The 16782-nt window shown below is 66.0% G+C and carries 13 protein-coding genes; 8 read left to right on the forward strand and 5 right to left on the reverse strand.

Translation table 11 applies throughout. From position 1 onward, the window contains the following. Positions 1–2: 2 nt before the first annotated feature. The 3 genes from BLM15_RS12835 to BLM15_RS12845 are packed head-to-tail and all read right to left on the reverse strand — an operon-like array spanning position 3 to position 2673. Positions 3–389: an LCCL domain-containing protein gene (locus BLM15_RS12835; protein WP_126113121.1), complete on the reverse strand. Its 387-nt coding sequence runs from the start codon at positions 387–389 to the stop codon at positions 3–5. Further along, entirely contained in the window at positions 386–1645 is a 1260-nt protein-coding gene (locus BLM15_RS12840) for a vWA domain-containing protein (protein ID WP_126113122.1), read from the reverse strand. Before BLM15_RS12840 ends, BLM15_RS12835 begins: the two co-directional genes overlap by 4 nt. Next, positions 1642–2673 (reverse strand): AAA family ATPase, encoded by a 1032-nt coding sequence (locus BLM15_RS12845; protein ID WP_126113123.1) that lies wholly within the window; start codon positions 2671–2673, stop codon positions 1642–1644. The genes BLM15_RS12840 and BLM15_RS12845 overlap by 4 nt, the downstream gene beginning before the upstream one ends. Before the next feature lie 297 nt (positions 2674–2970). Between BLM15_RS12845 and BLM15_RS12850 the strand changes: the two genes are divergently transcribed. The 5 genes from BLM15_RS12850 to BLM15_RS12870 all read left to right on the forward strand — a co-directional run bounded on the left by BLM15_RS12850 (position 2971) and on the right by BLM15_RS12870 (position 10828). Continuing rightward, the gene (locus BLM15_RS12850) at positions 2971–5265 is read left to right on the forward strand and encodes an NADP-dependent malic enzyme (RefSeq protein ID WP_126113124.1); all 2295 of its coding nucleotides are present in this window, start codon (positions 2971–2973) and stop codon (positions 5263–5265) included. 173 nt (positions 5266–5438) lie between these two features. Further along, positions 5439–7073: a peptide ABC transporter substrate-binding protein gene (locus tag BLM15_RS12855; RefSeq protein WP_206438634.1), complete on the forward strand. Its 1635-nt coding sequence runs from the start codon at positions 5439–5441 to the stop codon at positions 7071–7073. Positions 7074–7185: 112 nt separating this feature from the next. Beyond that, positions 7186–8106 carry an ABC transporter permease subunit gene (locus tag BLM15_RS12860; RefSeq protein WP_126113125.1) on the forward strand — a complete coding sequence of 307 codons (921 nt, stop codon included), beginning with the start codon at positions 7186–7188 and terminating at the stop codon, positions 8104–8106. A 3-nt stretch (positions 8107–8109) separates the two neighbouring features. Continuing rightward, positions 8110–9231, forward strand: a complete 1122-nt coding sequence (locus BLM15_RS12865) for an ABC transporter permease subunit (protein WP_126113126.1) — start codon at positions 8110–8112, stop codon at positions 9229–9231. A 1-nt stretch (position 9232) separates the two neighbouring features. Then, positions 9233–10828: an ABC transporter ATP-binding protein gene (locus BLM15_RS12870; RefSeq protein WP_126113127.1), complete on the forward strand. Its 1596-nt coding sequence runs from the start codon at positions 9233–9235 to the stop codon at positions 10826–10828. Positions 10829–10973: 145 nt separating this feature from the next. Here the strand turns inward: BLM15_RS12870 and BLM15_RS12875 are convergent, their stop codons facing one another. Further along, complete coding sequence (locus tag BLM15_RS12875) at positions 10974–12089, reverse strand: branched-chain amino acid ABC transporter substrate-binding protein (RefSeq protein WP_236846652.1); 1116 nt, start codon at positions 12087–12089, stop codon at positions 10974–10976. Between the two features lie 81 nt (positions 12090–12170). On the opposite strand from BLM15_RS12875, the gene BLM15_RS12880 reads away from it, so the two are divergent. Together BLM15_RS12880 and BLM15_RS12885 are read left to right on the forward strand one after the other, a co-directional pair. After that, positions 12171–12818, forward strand: coding sequence for a CGNR zinc finger domain-containing protein (locus BLM15_RS12880; RefSeq protein ID WP_126113128.1), 648 nt, complete (start codon positions 12171–12173; stop codon positions 12816–12818). Positions 12819–12921: 103 nt separating this feature from the next. Next, entirely contained in the window at positions 12922–13779 is an 858-nt protein-coding gene (locus BLM15_RS12885; protein ID WP_126113129.1) for a D-amino-acid transaminase, read from the forward strand. 80 nt (positions 13780–13859) lie between these two features. Here BLM15_RS12885 and guaD read toward each other — a convergent pair whose 3' ends face one another. Further along, a complete protein-coding gene (gene guaD, locus BLM15_RS12890; RefSeq protein WP_236846653.1) occupies positions 13860–15185 on the reverse strand; it encodes a guanine deaminase in 1326 nt (441 codons plus the stop codon). Positions 15186–15301: 116 nt separating this feature from the next. Here guaD and xdhA point away from each other — a divergent pair, with 116 nt between their 5' ends. Further along, the gene (gene xdhA / locus BLM15_RS12895; protein WP_126113130.1) at positions 15302–16777 is read left to right on the forward strand and encodes a xanthine dehydrogenase small subunit; all 1476 of its coding nucleotides are present in this window, start codon (positions 15302–15304) and stop codon (positions 16775–16777) included. Positions 16778–16782: the final 5 nt, after the last annotated feature.

Here is a 16782-nt window from a genome sequence, read left to right on the forward strand (position 1 = left end):
GCTCAGATCGCCGACAGCTTCCAGGCGTACTGATAGCGTCCGTACTGCGTGCTGGTGACACCATTGCGTTCGGTACCGGGGAACTCCTCCGGCGGCGTCACCACCGTCACCCTGAAGACGGCGCTCTTGCCGGGCTTCAGCAGACCCATATGGACGGCGGCTGCGCCAAGCGTCGAGTCGCCGCTGTAGATGTCGGTGCCCCAGAGCTGGCCTTCCAGGACGCCAGTGATGCGGAAATAGTAGACGGCGCCGACCTTCTCGCAGAGCCCGTGCATGTTGGTCGGCGCATCCGAGGCGATCGAGTTCTGCTCGAGCAGCTGCTTGAGCTGCCGGCGCGAGAGTTTTCCGCGCTTGTCGAAATAGGCGACGAGATCCTGAACGACTTTCACGATGCGCCTCCCGCTTGCATGACAATCACGCGTCCATAGGACGGCTGGAACGAGGCTGAAGCTTTCGGCAGCGCCCAGAGCACTGCATAGGGCACTGCCTCGCTGGGATAGGTGATGTCGCCGTCGGTGATGACGATCGCCGAGCTGACGCGCGGGTCGTCCGCCAGGGCATCAAGCGCCGGCGTCAGGTCGCTGCCGCCATAGCCGCTGATCTGGTAGTCGGCGAGCGCGGCCGGCGAGAGCACCTCGTCCGAGGTGACGACGCTGTCGCACTGGACGACGCGGATCTCGTCGACCCCCGCCGCGTCGCAGAAATCGGCGATGGCGCCGAGCGCCTTCGGGATGTCGTCGCTCATCGAGGCGCTGGTATCGAGGATGACGTTCAGCATCCAGGAATGGCGCTTGCGACCGGGCATCACGAGATCGCTGCGATCGTTGCCGCGTCGCGAGGCGCGGGTGTAGGTGCGCTCGCCGGGCGCGGCGCCGTCAAGCCAGGCCTGGAGCGCGACATGCCAGGGCGTGTGGAAGAAGCCGCGTTGCGCCCGCACGCTCTGCTGCTGGCCGCCTGCGCTGTCACCCCTGCCGCGCAGGGCGCCCATGGCCTTCGCCAGCACCATGCCGCGGCCAGCGAGGTCGCGGACCGCCCGAGCCCGCTCGGCCTGGTCAGCGCTGTCCTCAGGGAAAAGCTCACGTTCGCGCTGGGCGTCAAGCGCATCGCCCATCGCGCCGGCAGGCGCCTGCCGGGCTGCGCCGAGCACCTGCTCGACGGTCACGACATGGCCTTCCCAGACTTGAGTCCGCGACGGCATGTAATTGCCGGTGCGGCGCATCTCCAGTACGATGTCCTCTGCCGAGCGCTCACGTGCGCCTTGCATATCGAGCCCACCGGCCGGGATTTTGGTGGTGCCGAGCGCATGCCGCAGCATGTCGTTGATGATGTAGTCGTGGGCGTAGTTGAACTCGAGCGTGGCGCTGCCGCGGGCCCGGTCATGGGTCCGCAGCGCCAGGTGCAGTAGCTCATGGGCGAGCACGAAGACGAGATCGTCGCTGGAGAGCCTGGCCGTGAAGGCCGCGTTGGCCAGCAACCGGCCGGAAGCAAAGACACCCATGGTCGGCACGCGCTCGTCGATCTCGACGCGCACGGCAGCCGCGAGCCCCGCCAGATGCGGGAACGGCACCGTTACCAGCCGCAAGCCCCGCATGATCCGCGCATGGGTGGCGCGGTCTGCTGTCGGGAGGTCGGGCGCCGCGCTCATGCCGCGACCTTGCGCAGGAGGTCGTACATCGCCCGGTCCGCGCCGAGCGCGCCCCAGACCTCGACCATGTCGTTGAGGATGAGAAGCTGGTGCTCATGCGACAGGCTGCGCAGGAAGCGATTGATCACCGCCGGCTTGATGCCTTCCGCGCGCCCATCCCTGACGAACTGGCGGATGCAGTCGAGGATGAACCAGCGGGCGGAATCGCCCTTCGGCAGCAGCTCCGGCTTGCGCAGATAGTCTTCGAGCGGGCGCACCGCCCCGATCGAATCCTCGGCGAGCGCGCAGAACACCACCGCATCCTCCGGCGAGAGCCGGCCAAAGGCGAGCGCACGCCGGAGTTCGTTGCTGAGAAAGCCGGCCTTCTGCGCCATGTCGAGCGCCCGCGACAGCATTGCCCAGGCCCGTGGCGTCGAGAACGGCACGGGCTCTGCCGGCACCGGCCGCATCAACGCGTCGGGAATCGTCGCGATGAAGTTGCGGATCTCGCTCCGCACGCCGGCGCGCTGGGCCCAGGCCAGCCAATCGGCGGTGTCGACGCACAATTGCAAGATGGTGACGCGATTGACCAGCGCCGAGCTCATCGCCCGCACCAGAGCGCGATCCTGCAGGCGGTTGCCGGCAGCGACGACCCAAGTACCTTTCGGCAAGGCATGCTCGCCCAGCCGCCGCTCCAGCAGCAGGGAATAGAACGCCTTCTGGACATCGGGCGAGCAGGCCGGCAGCTCGTCGAGGAAGAGACAGAACGGCTCGGGCTTTTCCGGCAGCAGCACGCGCGGCGGGCAGAAGACCGAGCGCTCGCCGACGATGCGCGGGATGCCGCTGACATCCTCGGGCGCGATCTGCGTGCCGAGCAGGGAACGGCAGGGCAGGCCCGCCTCGCGCGCGGCTTCATAGACCAGCTCGGACTTACCGAGTCCGGGCGGCGAGAGCAGCAGAAAGCTCTGCTCATGCGCCATGCACTGGATCAGCTGCTTGGCCTGACGCAACGAGACAACTTCCTCGAAGGCGGATCGCGTCGCTTCCATCAACCCCTCCCAAGGACGACCCGCCGGGGTCATCTCCGCGCAGGTACGGCAAGAGGCAGTCTGCAACGCCAGAGGCCTTTGAAATCATTATTTCTTTGTAATGTTTAGTTTTGTTTCACGGCTGTTTCACGAACCGTCCGCTTCGGCGGTTTTTGATAGTTCCGCAGCGCCTGCCAGCGATGCTCGGCTCCATTTTTCCTGCGGCACAAGCCCTTCACCGCCTGGCCCCGCTTGACGCCCACCCCCTTTCCGCGCGACCTCGTCAGCAAGCAATGGCGGCGCAGAGGAAGCGTGGGGATGGCTAAAAGCACCTTGTCGGCGGACCTTCGTTCGGGCGCGCTCGTCTACCATCGCCTGCCCAAGCCCGGTAAGCTCGAAATCCAGGCGACCAAGCCGCTCGGCAACCAGCGCGACCTGGCGCTAGCCTATTCACCTGGCGTCGCCGCTGCCTGCGAGGCGATCGTCGACGACCCCGGCGAGGCAGCCGAGCTGACCTCGCGCCAGAACCTGGTCGCCGTCATCACCAACGGTACGGCCGTGCTCGGCCTTGGCGACATCGGCCCGCTCGCCTCCAAGCCGGTGATGGAAGGCAAGGCCGTCCTCTTCAAGAAGTTCGCCGGCATCGACTGCTTCGACATCGAGGTCGAGCAGAAGAACGTCGAGAAATTCGTCGAGGTCGTCGCAGCGCTGGAGCCGACCTTCGGCGGCATCAATCTTGAGGACATCAAGGGCCCTGAATGCTTCGAGATCGAGGAGCAGCTCAAGGCCCGGATGAACATCCCGGTCTTCCATGACGACCAGCACGGCACGGCGATCATCGTCAGCGCCGCCGTGCTGAATGGGCTCGATCTCGCGGGCAAGAAGATCGGCGAGGTCAAGATCGTCGTCTCGGGCGCTGGCGCGGCTGCCCTCGCCTGCCTCAATCTCCTCGTGTCGCTCGGCGCCCGCACGCAAAACATCTGGGTCACCGATCTCGACGGCGTGGTCTACAAGGGCCGCAACACGCTGATGGATCGCTGGAAGGAGATCTACGCCCAGGAGACCGAGGCGCGGACGCTCGCCGAAGTGATCGGCGGCGCCGACATCTTCCTCGGCCTTTCGGCAGCGGGCGTGCTCAAGCCCGAAATGGCCAAGCAGATGGCGCAAAAGCCGCTGATCCTGGCACTGGCCAACCCGAACCCCGAGATCACACCGGAGGATGCGCTCGCCGTCCGCCCAGACGCGATGATCTGCACCGGCCGCTCGGACTATCCGAACCAGGTCAACAACGTCCTCTGCTTCCCCTACATCTTCCGCGGCGCGCTCGATGTGCAGGCGACGACGATCAACGAGGCGATGAAGCTCGCCGCCGTGCGCGCTATCGCCGCCCTCGCCCGCGAGGCGACCTCCGATATCGCCGCGCGCGCCTATGGCGGCGAGTCCCAGACCTTCGGCGCGACGTCACTGATCCCCAATCCGTTCGACCCGCGGTTGATCCTGCGCATCGCACCGGCGGTGGCGGAGGCGGCGATGGCCACTGGCGTCGCCAAGAAGCCGCTGATCGACATCGAGGCCTATCGCGAGGACCTGTCGCGCTTCGTCTTCCGCTCCGGCTTCCTGATGAAGCCGCTCTTCGCCAAGGCGAAGGCCGATCCGAAGCGGGTGATCTATGCCGAGGGCGAAGATGAGCGCGTCCTGCGCGCCGCCCAGATCGCGATCGAGGAAGGTATGGCGATCCCGATCCTGATCGGCCGCCCCTCGGTAATCGAGACCCGCGTCAAGCGCTTTGGCCTGACGATCCGGCCCGGCATCGATTGCGAACTGATCAACCCGGAGGACGATCCGCGCTATCGCGACTATGTCCAGACCTATCTCGACATCGCCGGCCGGCGCGGCATCACGCCCGAGGCGGCACGCTCGCTGGTGCGTACCAACAACACGGTCATCGCGGCGCTTGCCGTCGTGCGCGGCGAGGCCGATGCGATGATCACCGGCCTCGAAGGCCGGTTCCTCTCGCGGCTGCGCCATATCCGCGACATCATCGGGCTGGAACCCGGCGTCTGCGACCTCGCCGCGATGACGCTGATCATCACCAGCAAGGGCGGCTTCTTCCTCGCCGACACCCATGTGAAGCATGATCCGACGGCGGAAGAGATCGCCGACATGGCAGTGCTGGCCGCGAGCCACGTCACGCGCTTCGGCATCGAGCCGAAGATCGCCCTGCTCTCGCATTCGGATTTCGGCGCAGCCGACACCCCGAGCTCGATCAAGATGCGCAAGGCGGGCAAGCTGATCCAGGAGCGCGCGCCGGAGCTGGAATGCGACGGCGAGATGGAGGCGGACACCGCCCTCGTCGCCGCCATCCGCGAGCGGGTGCTGCCGTCCTCGCGCCTGAAGGGCATCGCCAACGTCCTGATCTTCCCCAATCTCGACGCCGCGAACATCGCCTACCAATTCGCCAAGGTGCTGGCCGATGCGCTCCCGGTCGGGCCGATCCTGATCGGTGCAGCCAAGCCGGTGCACGTCCTCACCGGCTCGGTGACGGCGCGCGGCGTCGTCAACATGACCGCGGTGGCGGTCGCGGAGGCACAAGGGCGGGCAGCCACCGGCTGACCTTGGGAAACGCTCTGTTGAAGTCGTTTCTGAGCCAGCTTTCAAAAGCGGGACAGTGGCTTAGCATGAGTGGTTGATACCGCCTTTTCGCTCTTGGCGGGTGGCGCACGATAGGCTCATACTTCCCGTCAGGAGCGGGAAAGGGGCCCGTGCGAAACGTTCGGAGAGCGCTCATGCGTGAGTTCCATCGTCAGTCCGGAATCCGGCGTGCCGTCAGGCCGCTCGCGCTGGCGAGCGGCCTTTTTCTTGCGCTTGCCGTTACCTTCGTCGGCGCCGCCATGGCGCAGGTGGTGTTCCATCGCGGCAATGACGGCGATCCCGAGACGCTCGATTCGCATAAGACCTCGACCGTGAGCGAGGCGCATCTACTGCGTGACCTGTCCGAAGGCCTGGTGATCCACCATATCAATGGCGAAGTTGTCCCCGGCGTCGCCGAAAGCTGGACGATGGCCCAGGACGGCAAGAGCTACGCCTTCAAGCTGCGCGCCAACGCCAAATGGTCGAATGGCGATCCGGTCACAGCGGGCGATTTCGTTTTCTCGTTCCGGCGCATGGTCAATCCGGAGACCGGGGCGAAATACGCCAACATCCTCTACCCGATCCGCAATGCCGAGAAGATCAACAAGGCAGGCGAAGGCGCCAAGCTCGAAGATCTCGGCGTCAAGGCGATCGACGACCGCACGCTCGAAATATCGCTGGAACGGCCGACGCCCTATTTCCTGGAATTGCTGACGCATCAGACCGGGCTGCCGGTCCATCCGGCCTCCGTCCAGAAGTTCGGCAAGGACTTCGTCAAGCCGGAGAACTGGGTCTCGAACGGCGCCTACACGCTGAAGGAGTTCGTGCCGAACTCGCATATCCGGCTGGAGAAGAACAAGGCCTTCCACGACGCCACGAACGTCAAGATCGACACCGTCATCTACTATCCCACGCCCGACTTCTCCGCCGCCGCCCGCCGCTTCCAGGCCGGCGAGCTGCAGATGACGTCGGACATCCCGGCCGATCAGGTCCAGCAATTGCGCGAGAAGCTCGGCAAGGACCAGGTCAGGATCTCGCCCTATCTCGGCACCTATTTCCTGATCATCAACACCGCAAAGAAGCCATTCGACGACATCCGGGTGCGCCGCGCGCTGTCGCTGGTGATCGACCGCGAGTTCATCGCCGAGGAGATCTGGGGTGGCACCATGCTGCCGGCCTATGGCGTGATCCCGCCGAACATCGGCAATTATGGTGAGCGCGCCGAAGCCGACTTCAAGGGCACCTCCCCGCTCGACCGCGAGGACGAGGCCAAGAAGCTGCTCGCCGCCGCAGGCTTCGGGCCGGGCATGCCGCTCAGGGTCCAGCTGCGCTACAACACCACCGACAACAACCGCCGCACCGTGATCGCGATCGCCGAGCAATGGAAGGCGATCGGCGTCGAGACCAGCTTCATCAACACCGACGGCAAGACGCATTTTGCCCTGCTGCGCGACGGCGGCGATTTCGACATCGCCCGCTATGGCTGGATCGGCGATTATTCCGACCCGCAGAACTTCCTGTTCCTGTTCCAGAGCGACAACACCGGCTTCAATTCCGGCAAGTACAACAACCCGCAATTCGACGCGCTGATGAAGCAGGGTGCCGAGGAGATCGACATCGCCAAGCGCGCCGCGATCCTGCGCGAGGCCGACGCGATCCTCGCCGCCGAGGTGCCCTGGATTCCGGTGCTCTACTATTCCTCGAAGAATCTGGTCTCGCCGAAGGTCCAGGGCTTCCAGCAGAATTTGCGCGGCGCGCTGCCGACGCGGTTCATGAGCCTGAAACCGTGATTGAAAAGCGTCATGGCCGGGCCTGACCCGGCCATCTCGGGTCGGAGCGGGCGACCGCCAGCGCTCATGAGATGCTTGGGTCAAGCCCGAGCATGACGTAGGGACCAGCCCCGTGCTCACCTACATCCTGCGCCGCCTCGCCACCGCGATCCCGACCCTGTTCGTGATCGTGACGATCTCGTTCTTCCTGATGCGCGTCGCGCCGGGCGGGCCGTTCGATCTCGAGCAGGCGCTGGAAGCCAAGGTGATGGAGAACCTGCGGCGCATCTACAAGCTCGACCAGCCGCTGTTCCAGCAATACCTGACCTACCTCGCAGCGCTGCTGCGCGGCGATTTCGGCCCATCATTTTATTTCCGCGACTTCTCGATCGGCGAACTGTTCGCGCAGGGCCTGCCGGTCTCGATCCGGCTCGGAGCCTCGGCGCTGCTGCTGGCGCTCGCGATCGGCGGCCCGCTCGGCATGGTCGCGGCCTTCCGCCAGAACGGCGCAGCCGACCATGCCGTGATCGGCTTCGCCACCGCCGGCATCACCATTCCGAACTTCGTCGTCGCGCCCGTCCTGCAGATCGTCTTCGGCTTGAGCCTGGCCTGGCTGCCGGTCGGCGGGTGGAACGGCGGCGCCTTCCGCAACACGGTGCTGCCGATCGTGACGCTCGCCCTCCCCCAGATCGCGGTCATCGCGCGGATGACGCGCGCGGCGATGATCGAGACGCTGCGTGCCAACCATATCCGCACCTTGCGGGCCCAGGGGCTTTCGACCACGACCATCGCGCTGCATGCCGCGCGCGGCGCCGCGCTACCCGTCGTCTCCTATCTCGGCCCGGCGGCGGCGAGCCTGCTCACCGGCTCGGTCGTGGTCGAGACGATCTTCGCCATTCCCGGCATCGGGCGCTATTTCGTCGAGGGCGCGCTCAACCGCGACTACACGCTGGTGATGGGCACGGTCGTCGTCGTCGCGATCTTCGTGCTGCTCTTCAACCTCGTGGTCGATGTGCTCTATGCGCTGCTCGACCCGCGCGTCAGGCTGGAGTGAGCGATGAGCGACATGCCCGCCTGTCCCATCCCGCCCATCTGCCGCTCGCTCTGGCAGGACGCGCGCATCCGCCTGCTGCGCAACCGCGCTGCGGTGGCGAGCCTCGTCGTCCTGACGCTGATGATGCTCGCCTGCATCTTCGGCCCACTGATGACCGGTCACGCTTACGACCGGGTCTACCAGGACTATGTCCGCGTCCCGGCGAGCCTTTCCGCTTATCCCAAGGCCGAGGCCCTGCCCGGCGCCGTGCAGCGCATCGCGTCGCGGATCAGGGCCACACCCAACGATGTCGTGGCCGAGGCAACCCGCGTCCGGCTGGTGCTGACCTCGCAACGGCCGATCGACCAGCGCCTGCTCGTCTATTTCGACCGCTCCGACCAGTTCGGCACGCCGGTGATCACCGCCAATGAGCAGGAGGGACGCCGGCTCAGTCTCGACGTCCCGATCAAGCGTCAATACTTCCTGTTCGGCACCGACTCCAACGGCCGCGACCTGCTCACCCGCACGCTGATCGCCGGCCGCGTCTCGCTCGCCATCGGCCTGCTCGCCACCGGCGTCGCTTTGGTGATCGGCGTCGTCTATGGCGCGACCGCCGGCTATCTCGGCGGGCGCATCGACATGGTGATGATGCGCATCGTCGACGTTCTCTATTCCCTGCCCTTCATCTTCTTCGTCATCCTGCTCGTCGTCTTCTTCGGCCGGAACTTCATCCTGATGTTCCTCGCCGTCGGCGCGATCGAATGGCTCGACATGGCCCGCATCGTCCGCGGCCAGGCGCTCTCGATCAGACGGCAGGATTATGTGCTGGCGGCCGAAGCGCTCGGCGTCTCGACCGGCGGCATCCTCAAGCGCCATGTCATCCCCAATACGCTCGGGCCGGTCGTCGTCTATGTCACCCTCCTGGTGCCGAAGGTGATCCTGCTCGAAAGCTTCCTCTCCTTCCTCGGCCTCGGCATTCAGGAGCCGATGACGAGCTGGGGCGTGCTGATTTCGGACGGCGCCCGCGCCATCCAGGCAACGCCATGGATGCTCACCTTCCCTGCTGCCTTCCTGGTGACGGCGCTGTTCGCCCTCAACTTCCTCGGCGACGGTCTGCGCGACGCGCTTGACCCCAGGGATCGCTGAGATGGCGAGCGAACCAATCCTCGCCATCCGCGACCTCAAGGTCCGCTTCCGCACCAATGACGGCCCGTGCGAGGCGGTGCGCGGGATCGATCTCGATGTCGGCCCGGGCGAGTTCGTCGCGGTCGTCGGCGAATCCGGTTCCGGCAAGAGCCAGAGCGTGATGGCGGCGATGGGCCTCCTCGCCAGCAATGGCGAGGTCACCGGCACGATCCGCTATCGCGAGGTCGATCTTCTCAAGCTGCCGCCGGCGGTCCTGAACAGCTATCGCGGCCGGAAGCTCGCGATGATCTTCCAGGAGCCGATGACCTCGCTCGATCCGCTCTTCCGGATCGGCGCCCAGATGGCGGCGCCCTTGCGCAAGCATCAGGGCCTGTCGCGCAAGGCGGCGCGGGCGCGGGCGCTGGAGCTGCTCAAGCTGGTGCGCATCCCGCATCCGGAGCGCCGGCTCGATTCCTATCCGCATGAGCTCTCCGGCGGCCAGCGCCAGCGCGTGATGATCGCGATGGCGCTCGCCAACGATCCCGACATCCTGATCGCCGACGAGCCGACGACGGCGCTCGACGTCACCATCGAGGCCGAGATCCTCGCGCTGATCGCCGAGCTTCGGCAGCGACTCGGCATGGCGGTGATCCTGATCAGCCACGATCTTGGCCTGGTCCGGAAATATGCCGAGCGAGTCTATGTGATGAAGGCAGGCGAGGTGGTCGAGAGCGGCCCGGCGCAAGCGATCTTCGAAGCGCCGCAGCATCCCTACACCAGGGCGCTGCTCGCGGCCGAGCCGCACGGTCACAAGGCACCACCACCATCAGATGCGCCCGTGCTGCTCGAAGCCCACGACCTGCGCGTCTCCTTCGACCTCTCGCGCGGCTTCCTCAGGCGCGAGAAGGCAGTGCTGCACGCCGTCGACAGCGTCGACCTGACGCTGAAGCGTGGCCAGACCATCGGCATCGTCGGCGAATCCGGCTCAGGCAAATCGACGCTCGGGCGCGCTTTGCTCAAGCTCCTTCCCTCTTCTGGAACCGTCCGCTTCGAGGACCGGGCGCTCAATCCGCTCGACCGCGCCGCGATGCGGCCACTGCGTCGAAGCCTGCAGGTCGTGTTCCAGGATCCGTTCGGCTCGCTCTCGCCCCGCCTCACCGTCGGCGAGATCATCACCGAGGGGCTGCTGGTGCACGAACCGGCACTGTCACGTACCGAGCGCGAGCGACGGGCGGCGGCGGCACTCACCGAGGTCTGCCTCGACCCCGCTTTGCGCAATCGCTATCCGCACGAGTTCTCGGGGGGTCAGCGCCAACGCATCGCCATCGCGCGCGCCATGATCCTGCATCCGGCGCTGGTGGTGCTCGACGAGCCGACCTCAGCGCTCGACCGCACAGTGCAGCAGAGCATCGTCGCCCTGCTCAAGGATCTGCAGGCGCGGCACGACCTCTCCTATCTCTTCATCAGCCACGACCTCGCGGTCGTGCACGCCATGGCCGACGAGATCATGGTGATGAAGGACGGCAGAGTGGTCGAGCACGGACCGACCGAAGCGATCTTCGAGGCACCGCAGCAGGACTATACCCAGCGCCTGATCGCGGCGGCGCTGAAGTGCTGAAACGAAAAACGCCGCCTCGCCTTGAGCGAAGCGGCGCCCTATCGGTGTCCGGCCAGGGGAGGCCACCGACACCGGCTAGAATATTGTTTTATCGCATTTTCTTCACGCGAACCGGTACCCACTTCGCTCGAAAATGCTCAGGCCATCAGTTCTCGACATAGCTGATCTTGCCATCCGCACCCTTCTTCCAAGTGTAGACGGTGTAGTCGAGATTGGTGCGGTCACCTTTCTTGTCATAGGACATGTCGCCGAGCACGGTCTTGAAGGTCATGCCCGAATGCATCGCGGCGGCGACCTTCTTCGGATCGAGCGATTTCGCCTGCTCGGCCGCCTGCTTCATGATCTGGACTGCGGCGTAGGAATAGAGCGTATAGGCCTCGGGGTTGACGCCCTTGACCTCGAAGCGCTTGACGACCTCGGCGGCGGCGGCGCGCTTGCGGGGATCGGGCGGGAAGGTCATCAGTGTGCCTTCGGTGCCCGGACCGCCGATCACGGCGTATTCGTCGGAGGTGATGCCGTCGGCGCCCATCGCCACCGTCGTCAGGCCCTGATCACGCATCTGCCGGACGATCAGGCCGAGCTCGGTGTGCAGCCCGCCCCAATAGAGCAGGTCGGCCTTGGCTGCCTTGACCTTCGAGACCAGCGCCGAGAAATCCTTCTCGCCGGTGTTGACGCCTTCGTAGAGCGCTTCCTTGATGCCAGCCGCGTGCAGGCCCTTGCGGGTCTCCTCGGCGAGCCCCTGGCCATAGGTCGTCTTGTCATGGACGACGACGATGACCTTGCCCTTGAAGGTCTTGGCGATGTGGCCGGAGGCGACGACGCCTTGCTGGTCGTCGCGGCCGCAGGTGCGGAAGACGTTCCACAGGCCGCGCTCGGTGATCTTCGGGTTCGTCGCAGACGGGCTGATCATCAGCATGCCGTTCTCGGCGTAGACTTCGGAAGCCGGCATCGTGACGCCGGAATTGAAGTGGCCGACCACCCATTTGACGCCGTCGCCGACGAATTTGTTCGCGACCGAGACGCCCTGCTTGGGATCGCCGACATCGTCTCCGCTCGAGAGCGCGATCGTCTGGCCGAGAATGCCGCCGGCGGCATTGATGTCGGCCACCGCCTGCTCGACCCCGTTCTTCAATTGCGCCCCGAAAGCAGCGCTCGCGCCGGTCATCGGGCCGGCGACGCCGAGCTTGATCTGCGCCAGCGCCGCGCCTTGCGACATCGCGAGCACGCCAGCGGCGAGCATCGCGGCCCAGTTGGTTCTCATGTCCGTTCTCCTCCACGGTTCAAGCTGTGGCCGGACGCTAAGCCGCTTGATTTAACCTGTAAATCAGAGATAGCTGGTTACATGACCGTCGATCGTACAGGTGGCCCGAGCCGGGCCGGTTCATTGCCGCTCGTCGCCAGCGAGCTCGCCTTCGACTTCGCCAACACTGCCTCTGATCGCGGCGGCCCGAACGAACTCGAGCATCTGCGCGAGGGGCGCGACGTCGTGATCTGGGCGCGCCATGCCAAGGCGATCAGCGACAGCGACCGGGACGCCGCATTGGCCGCGGTCGCAGCCGATGCCGAACTGGCGGCGCGCCTCCTCACCGAGGCACTCGACCTGCGCGACACGATCTACCGGATCGGGCTCAGCCTTTCCCGCCGCCAGCAGCCGGACGAGCAGGATCGGTCGCAACTCGCCGCCATCCACGCGCATTGCCTCGCCTGCGCCAAGCTGTCCCCTTTCAGCGACGGTTTCGTCTGGCGCTGGGACGCGGGCCAGACGCTCAGTGAGGCGATCCGCGGGCCGATCGCGCTTTCGGCCCTCACCGTGCTGACCCAGCAGAATCTTGCCCGCATCAAGCAATGCGAGGGCGACCACTGCGGCTGGCTGTTCTTCGACACCACCAAGAACCGGCTGCGACGCTGGTGCGAGATGGCGGTCTGCGGCAATCGCGCCAAGGTTCGCGCCTTCCGCCAGCGCCATTTCGAGGCGAAGACGACAGACTAGCGCCGCCCTGCATCCGACGCTGAGCGGCAAGCCGGCACGCCATCTCGCTTCGCGCCTCCGGCTCGGCTAGGAAGGTCCGTCCTTCCCGCATGAGACCCTCCCCATGAGCCGCACCGTCTACGTCAATGGCGCCTATCTTCCCGAGGAAGAGGCGACGATCTCGATCTTCGACCGCGGCTTCATCTTCGGCGACGGCATCTACGAGGTCTCGGCCGTGCTCGGCGGCAAGCTGGTCGATTGCGAGGCGCATCTGGCGCGGCTCGAACGCTCGGCCGGCGAGATCGGGCTTGAGCTGCCCTGCTCGCGCGCCGAGCTTGTCGCGATCCATCAGGAGCTGATCGCTCGCAACCAGCTCGACGAAGGCAGCATCTATCTGCAGGTTTCGCGCGGCGCCTCCGATCGCGATTTTCCCTTCCCGAAGGGCGTGAAAGCGTCCGTCGTCCTGTTCACGCAGGCGCGCCAGTTCGCCAACACGCCGCTGGCCAAGACCGGCATCAAGGTCGTCAGCACGCCAGATCTGCGCTGGGCGCGTCGCGACATCAAGAGCGTCAACCTGCTCGCGCCGGTGCTGGCCAAGCAGTTCGCGGCCGAGAACGGTGCCCAGGAGGCCTGGATGATCGAGGACGGCATCGTCACCGAAGGCGCCTCGTCGACCGCTTGGATCGTCAAGGGCAAGACGCTGATTTCGCGCCCGCTCTCCCACAAGGTGCTGCCTGGCATCACCCGCACGGCCGTGCTCGCCTTCCTGGCCGAGAGCGGCTTCTCCTTCGAGGAGCGCGAGTTCACGCTGGAGGAGGCGCTCGACGCCGAAGAGGCCTTCATCACGTCCGCGACCAGCCTGGTCATGCCGGTGACGACAATCGACGGCCACAGCATCCACAACGGCGCGCCCGGCCCGGCGACGATCCGGCTGCGCGAAATCTATCTCGACCACGCCCGCAAGGGCGGCGTGCTGGGGTAGTCTGGCGTCATGCTCGGGCTTGACCCGAGCATCTCAGGACAGGAAGACGCCCTATCCGGCGAGAGATTCTCGGGTCACCGCTACACGGCGCCCGAGAATGACGGCCGCTCGATCCGCTCCCCCATTACATAGGTCGCGGCCACGTTGCGCTCGTCGCCGAGCGTGACCAGCGCGAAGAGCTCCTCGGCGAGGTCGCGCACCGTCTCCAGCCGGTGCGCCATCGCCCGCGTCGCGGCGGGATCGAGCACGACGACATCCGCTTCGCGCCCCGGTTCGAACGAGCCGATCAGATGGTCGAGCCCCAGTGCCACAGCATTGCCCAGCGTGATCGCGTGCAGCGCTTCGAATGCCGAGAGCGACTGCCCCTGCAGTTGTAGGATCTTGTAGGCCTCGGCCATGGTGCGCAGCATCGAATAGGAGGTGCCGCCGCCGATATCCGTGGCGACCGCAACCTTGACGCCCTCGTGCCGGGCTCTCTGCCAATCGAACAGGCCGGAGCCGAGGAAGAGGTTCGAGGTCGGACAGAAGACCGCGACCGCGCCATGCTCGGCGAAGGCGCGCCATTCGCGCTTGGTCATGTGGATGCAGTGGCCGAGCAGGCTCTTCTTACCCAGCAGACCATAATCCTCGTAGATGCCGGCATAGTCGGCAGCAGCGGGATAGAGCTCCCGAGCGAAAGCGATCTCGGCCTGGTTCTCGTTGATATGGGTCTGGATGAAGCACTCGGGATGCTCCTCGACCAGACGCTGCGAGGCCGCCATCTGCTCCGGTGTCGAGGTCACGGCGAAGCGCGGCGTGATCGCGTAGAGTTGGCGGCCCTTGCCATGCCAGCGGCCGATCAAATCCTTGCTGTCGGCATAGCCGCTCTCGGCCGTGTCGGTCAGCGCCGGCGGGGCGTTGCGGTCCATCATCACCTTGCCGGCGATCATGCGCGTGTTGCGCCGATGCGATTCGGCGAAGAAAGCCTCGGCCGATTGCTTGTGCACCGAGCAATAGACCGCCGCCGTGGTCGTGCCGCTCGCCAGCAACTCGTCGAGCAGGAAGGCGGAGAGCTTCTCGGCATGCCCCTGCTGGGCGAGCTTCTGCTCCTCGACGAAGGTGTACTTGTTCAGCCACTCCATCAGCTGCGCGCCATAGGAGGCGATCACTTGCGTCTGCGGCATGTGGAGATGGGCGTCGATGAAGCCCGGCATGATCAGATGCGGACGATGATTAGTGATCGCAGCGCCGGCAGGTAGCGTCGGCAGCAGCTCCTTGGCCTCGCCTGCAGCCTTGATCAGGCCGTTCTCGATGACGAGCAGACCATCCTCGACATAGCGATGCGCAGCCTCGCCGATCTCGTGCGGATCAGCGACGAACCAGAGAAGCCGGCCGCGCAGGGCCGAGATCGCACCGTCTTTGCTCAAGGCTCGCCGCTCCGGCTCAAATCGCGATCATATCTGCACCAAATCAAAGCTTCCGGCCAAGCCGCAACCTGCCTAATCTTGGCGCATGAATCCGATTTGCGAGCGGCCCTGCCGCCATGCGTGAGAGCGTGCGTTTCCTGCTCGGCGACGAGCTGGTCGAGATCGCCGCCTGCGATCCGACCCGCACGGTGCTCGACTGGCTCAGGCTCGACCTGCGCCGCACCGGCAGCAAGGAGGGCTGTGCCGAGGGCGATTGCGGCGCCTGCACCATCGTCGTCGGCCGGCTCGATGGCGAGCGGCTGCGCTATGAGGCGATCAATGCCTGCATTCGCTTCCTGCCGACGCTGGACGGCTGCCATGTGTTGACCGTCGAGCATCTCAAGAGCGCGGACGGCACACTCCACCCGGTGCAGCAGGCGATGGTCGATTGCCATGGCTCGCAATGCGGCTTCTGCACGCCCGGCTTCGTGATGTCGCTGCTGGCGCTCTGGCTGAACGAGCGGACGCCAACGGTGCAACGGATCGAGGATGCCCTCGCCGGCAACCTCTGCCGCTGCACCGGCTATGAGCCGATCATTGCGGCGGCGCAGCGCATGGATGCTGCCGAGCGCGAGAAGGACCGGTGCGTCGCGGCGATGCCTGCAATCATCGCCCGACTGAAAGCGCTCGCGGATAACGAGACGATCTCGATCGGTGACGGCGAGCGCCATTTCTACGCTCCCGCCACGGTCGAGGCGCTGGCCGGGCTGATCAGCGCCCATCCGCAGGCCACTTTGGTCGCCGGCGCGACCGATGTCGGGCTTTGGGTGACCAAGGGCATGCGCCGGCTCGATCCCGTGATCTATCTCGGCCGGATCGATGCGTTGCGCACGATCTCCGACGAAGGGGACCATCTGCGCTTGGGCGCAATGGCGAACCAGATCGCGGTGCGCGAGGCGCTCGCCGGGATCTCGCCGCAGCTCGACGAGATGATGCGCCGCTTCGGCGGCGAGCAAGTCCGCAATGCCGGCACGATCGGCGGCAACATCGCAAACGGCTCGCCGATCGGCGACCTGCCGCCGGCGCTGATCGCGCTCGGCGCGACCCTGGTGCTGCGCAAAGGCAGCGAGCGCCGAGAACTCGCGCTCGAAGCCTTCTTCCTCGACTATCGCAAGCAGGATCGGCAGCCCGGCGAATTCGTCGAAGCCGTGCTGGTGCCGAAGCTGCCTACGGGCGCGCGCTTCCACATCTCGAAGATCTCGAAGCGCTTCGACGAGGACATTTCCGCCGTCTGCGGCGCCTTTTATCTGAAGCTCGATGGCGCCGGCCGGGTCGGCGAGGCACGGCTCGCCTATGGCGGGATGGCCGGCACCCCGAAGCGGGCGAAGGCTGCGGAAGCCGCCTTGCTCGGCCGCCCATGGAACGAGACAGCCGCTGCTGCCGCAATCGCTGCGCTGGCCCAGGACTTCACGCCACTGACCGACATGCGGGCCTCGGCCGCCTACCGGCTCAAAGTCGCCGGCAACCTGCTGCGGCGCTTCCTGATCGAGACCACCGCGCCGGAAACCGCAACTCGCGTCGCCGGCCTGCTGGCGGAGGCCGCCCATGGCTGACGCGC

Source organism: Bosea sp. Tri-49 (assembly GCF_003952665.1).
Taxonomy (GTDB): Bacteria; Pseudomonadota; Alphaproteobacteria; order Rhizobiales; family Beijerinckiaceae; genus Allobosea.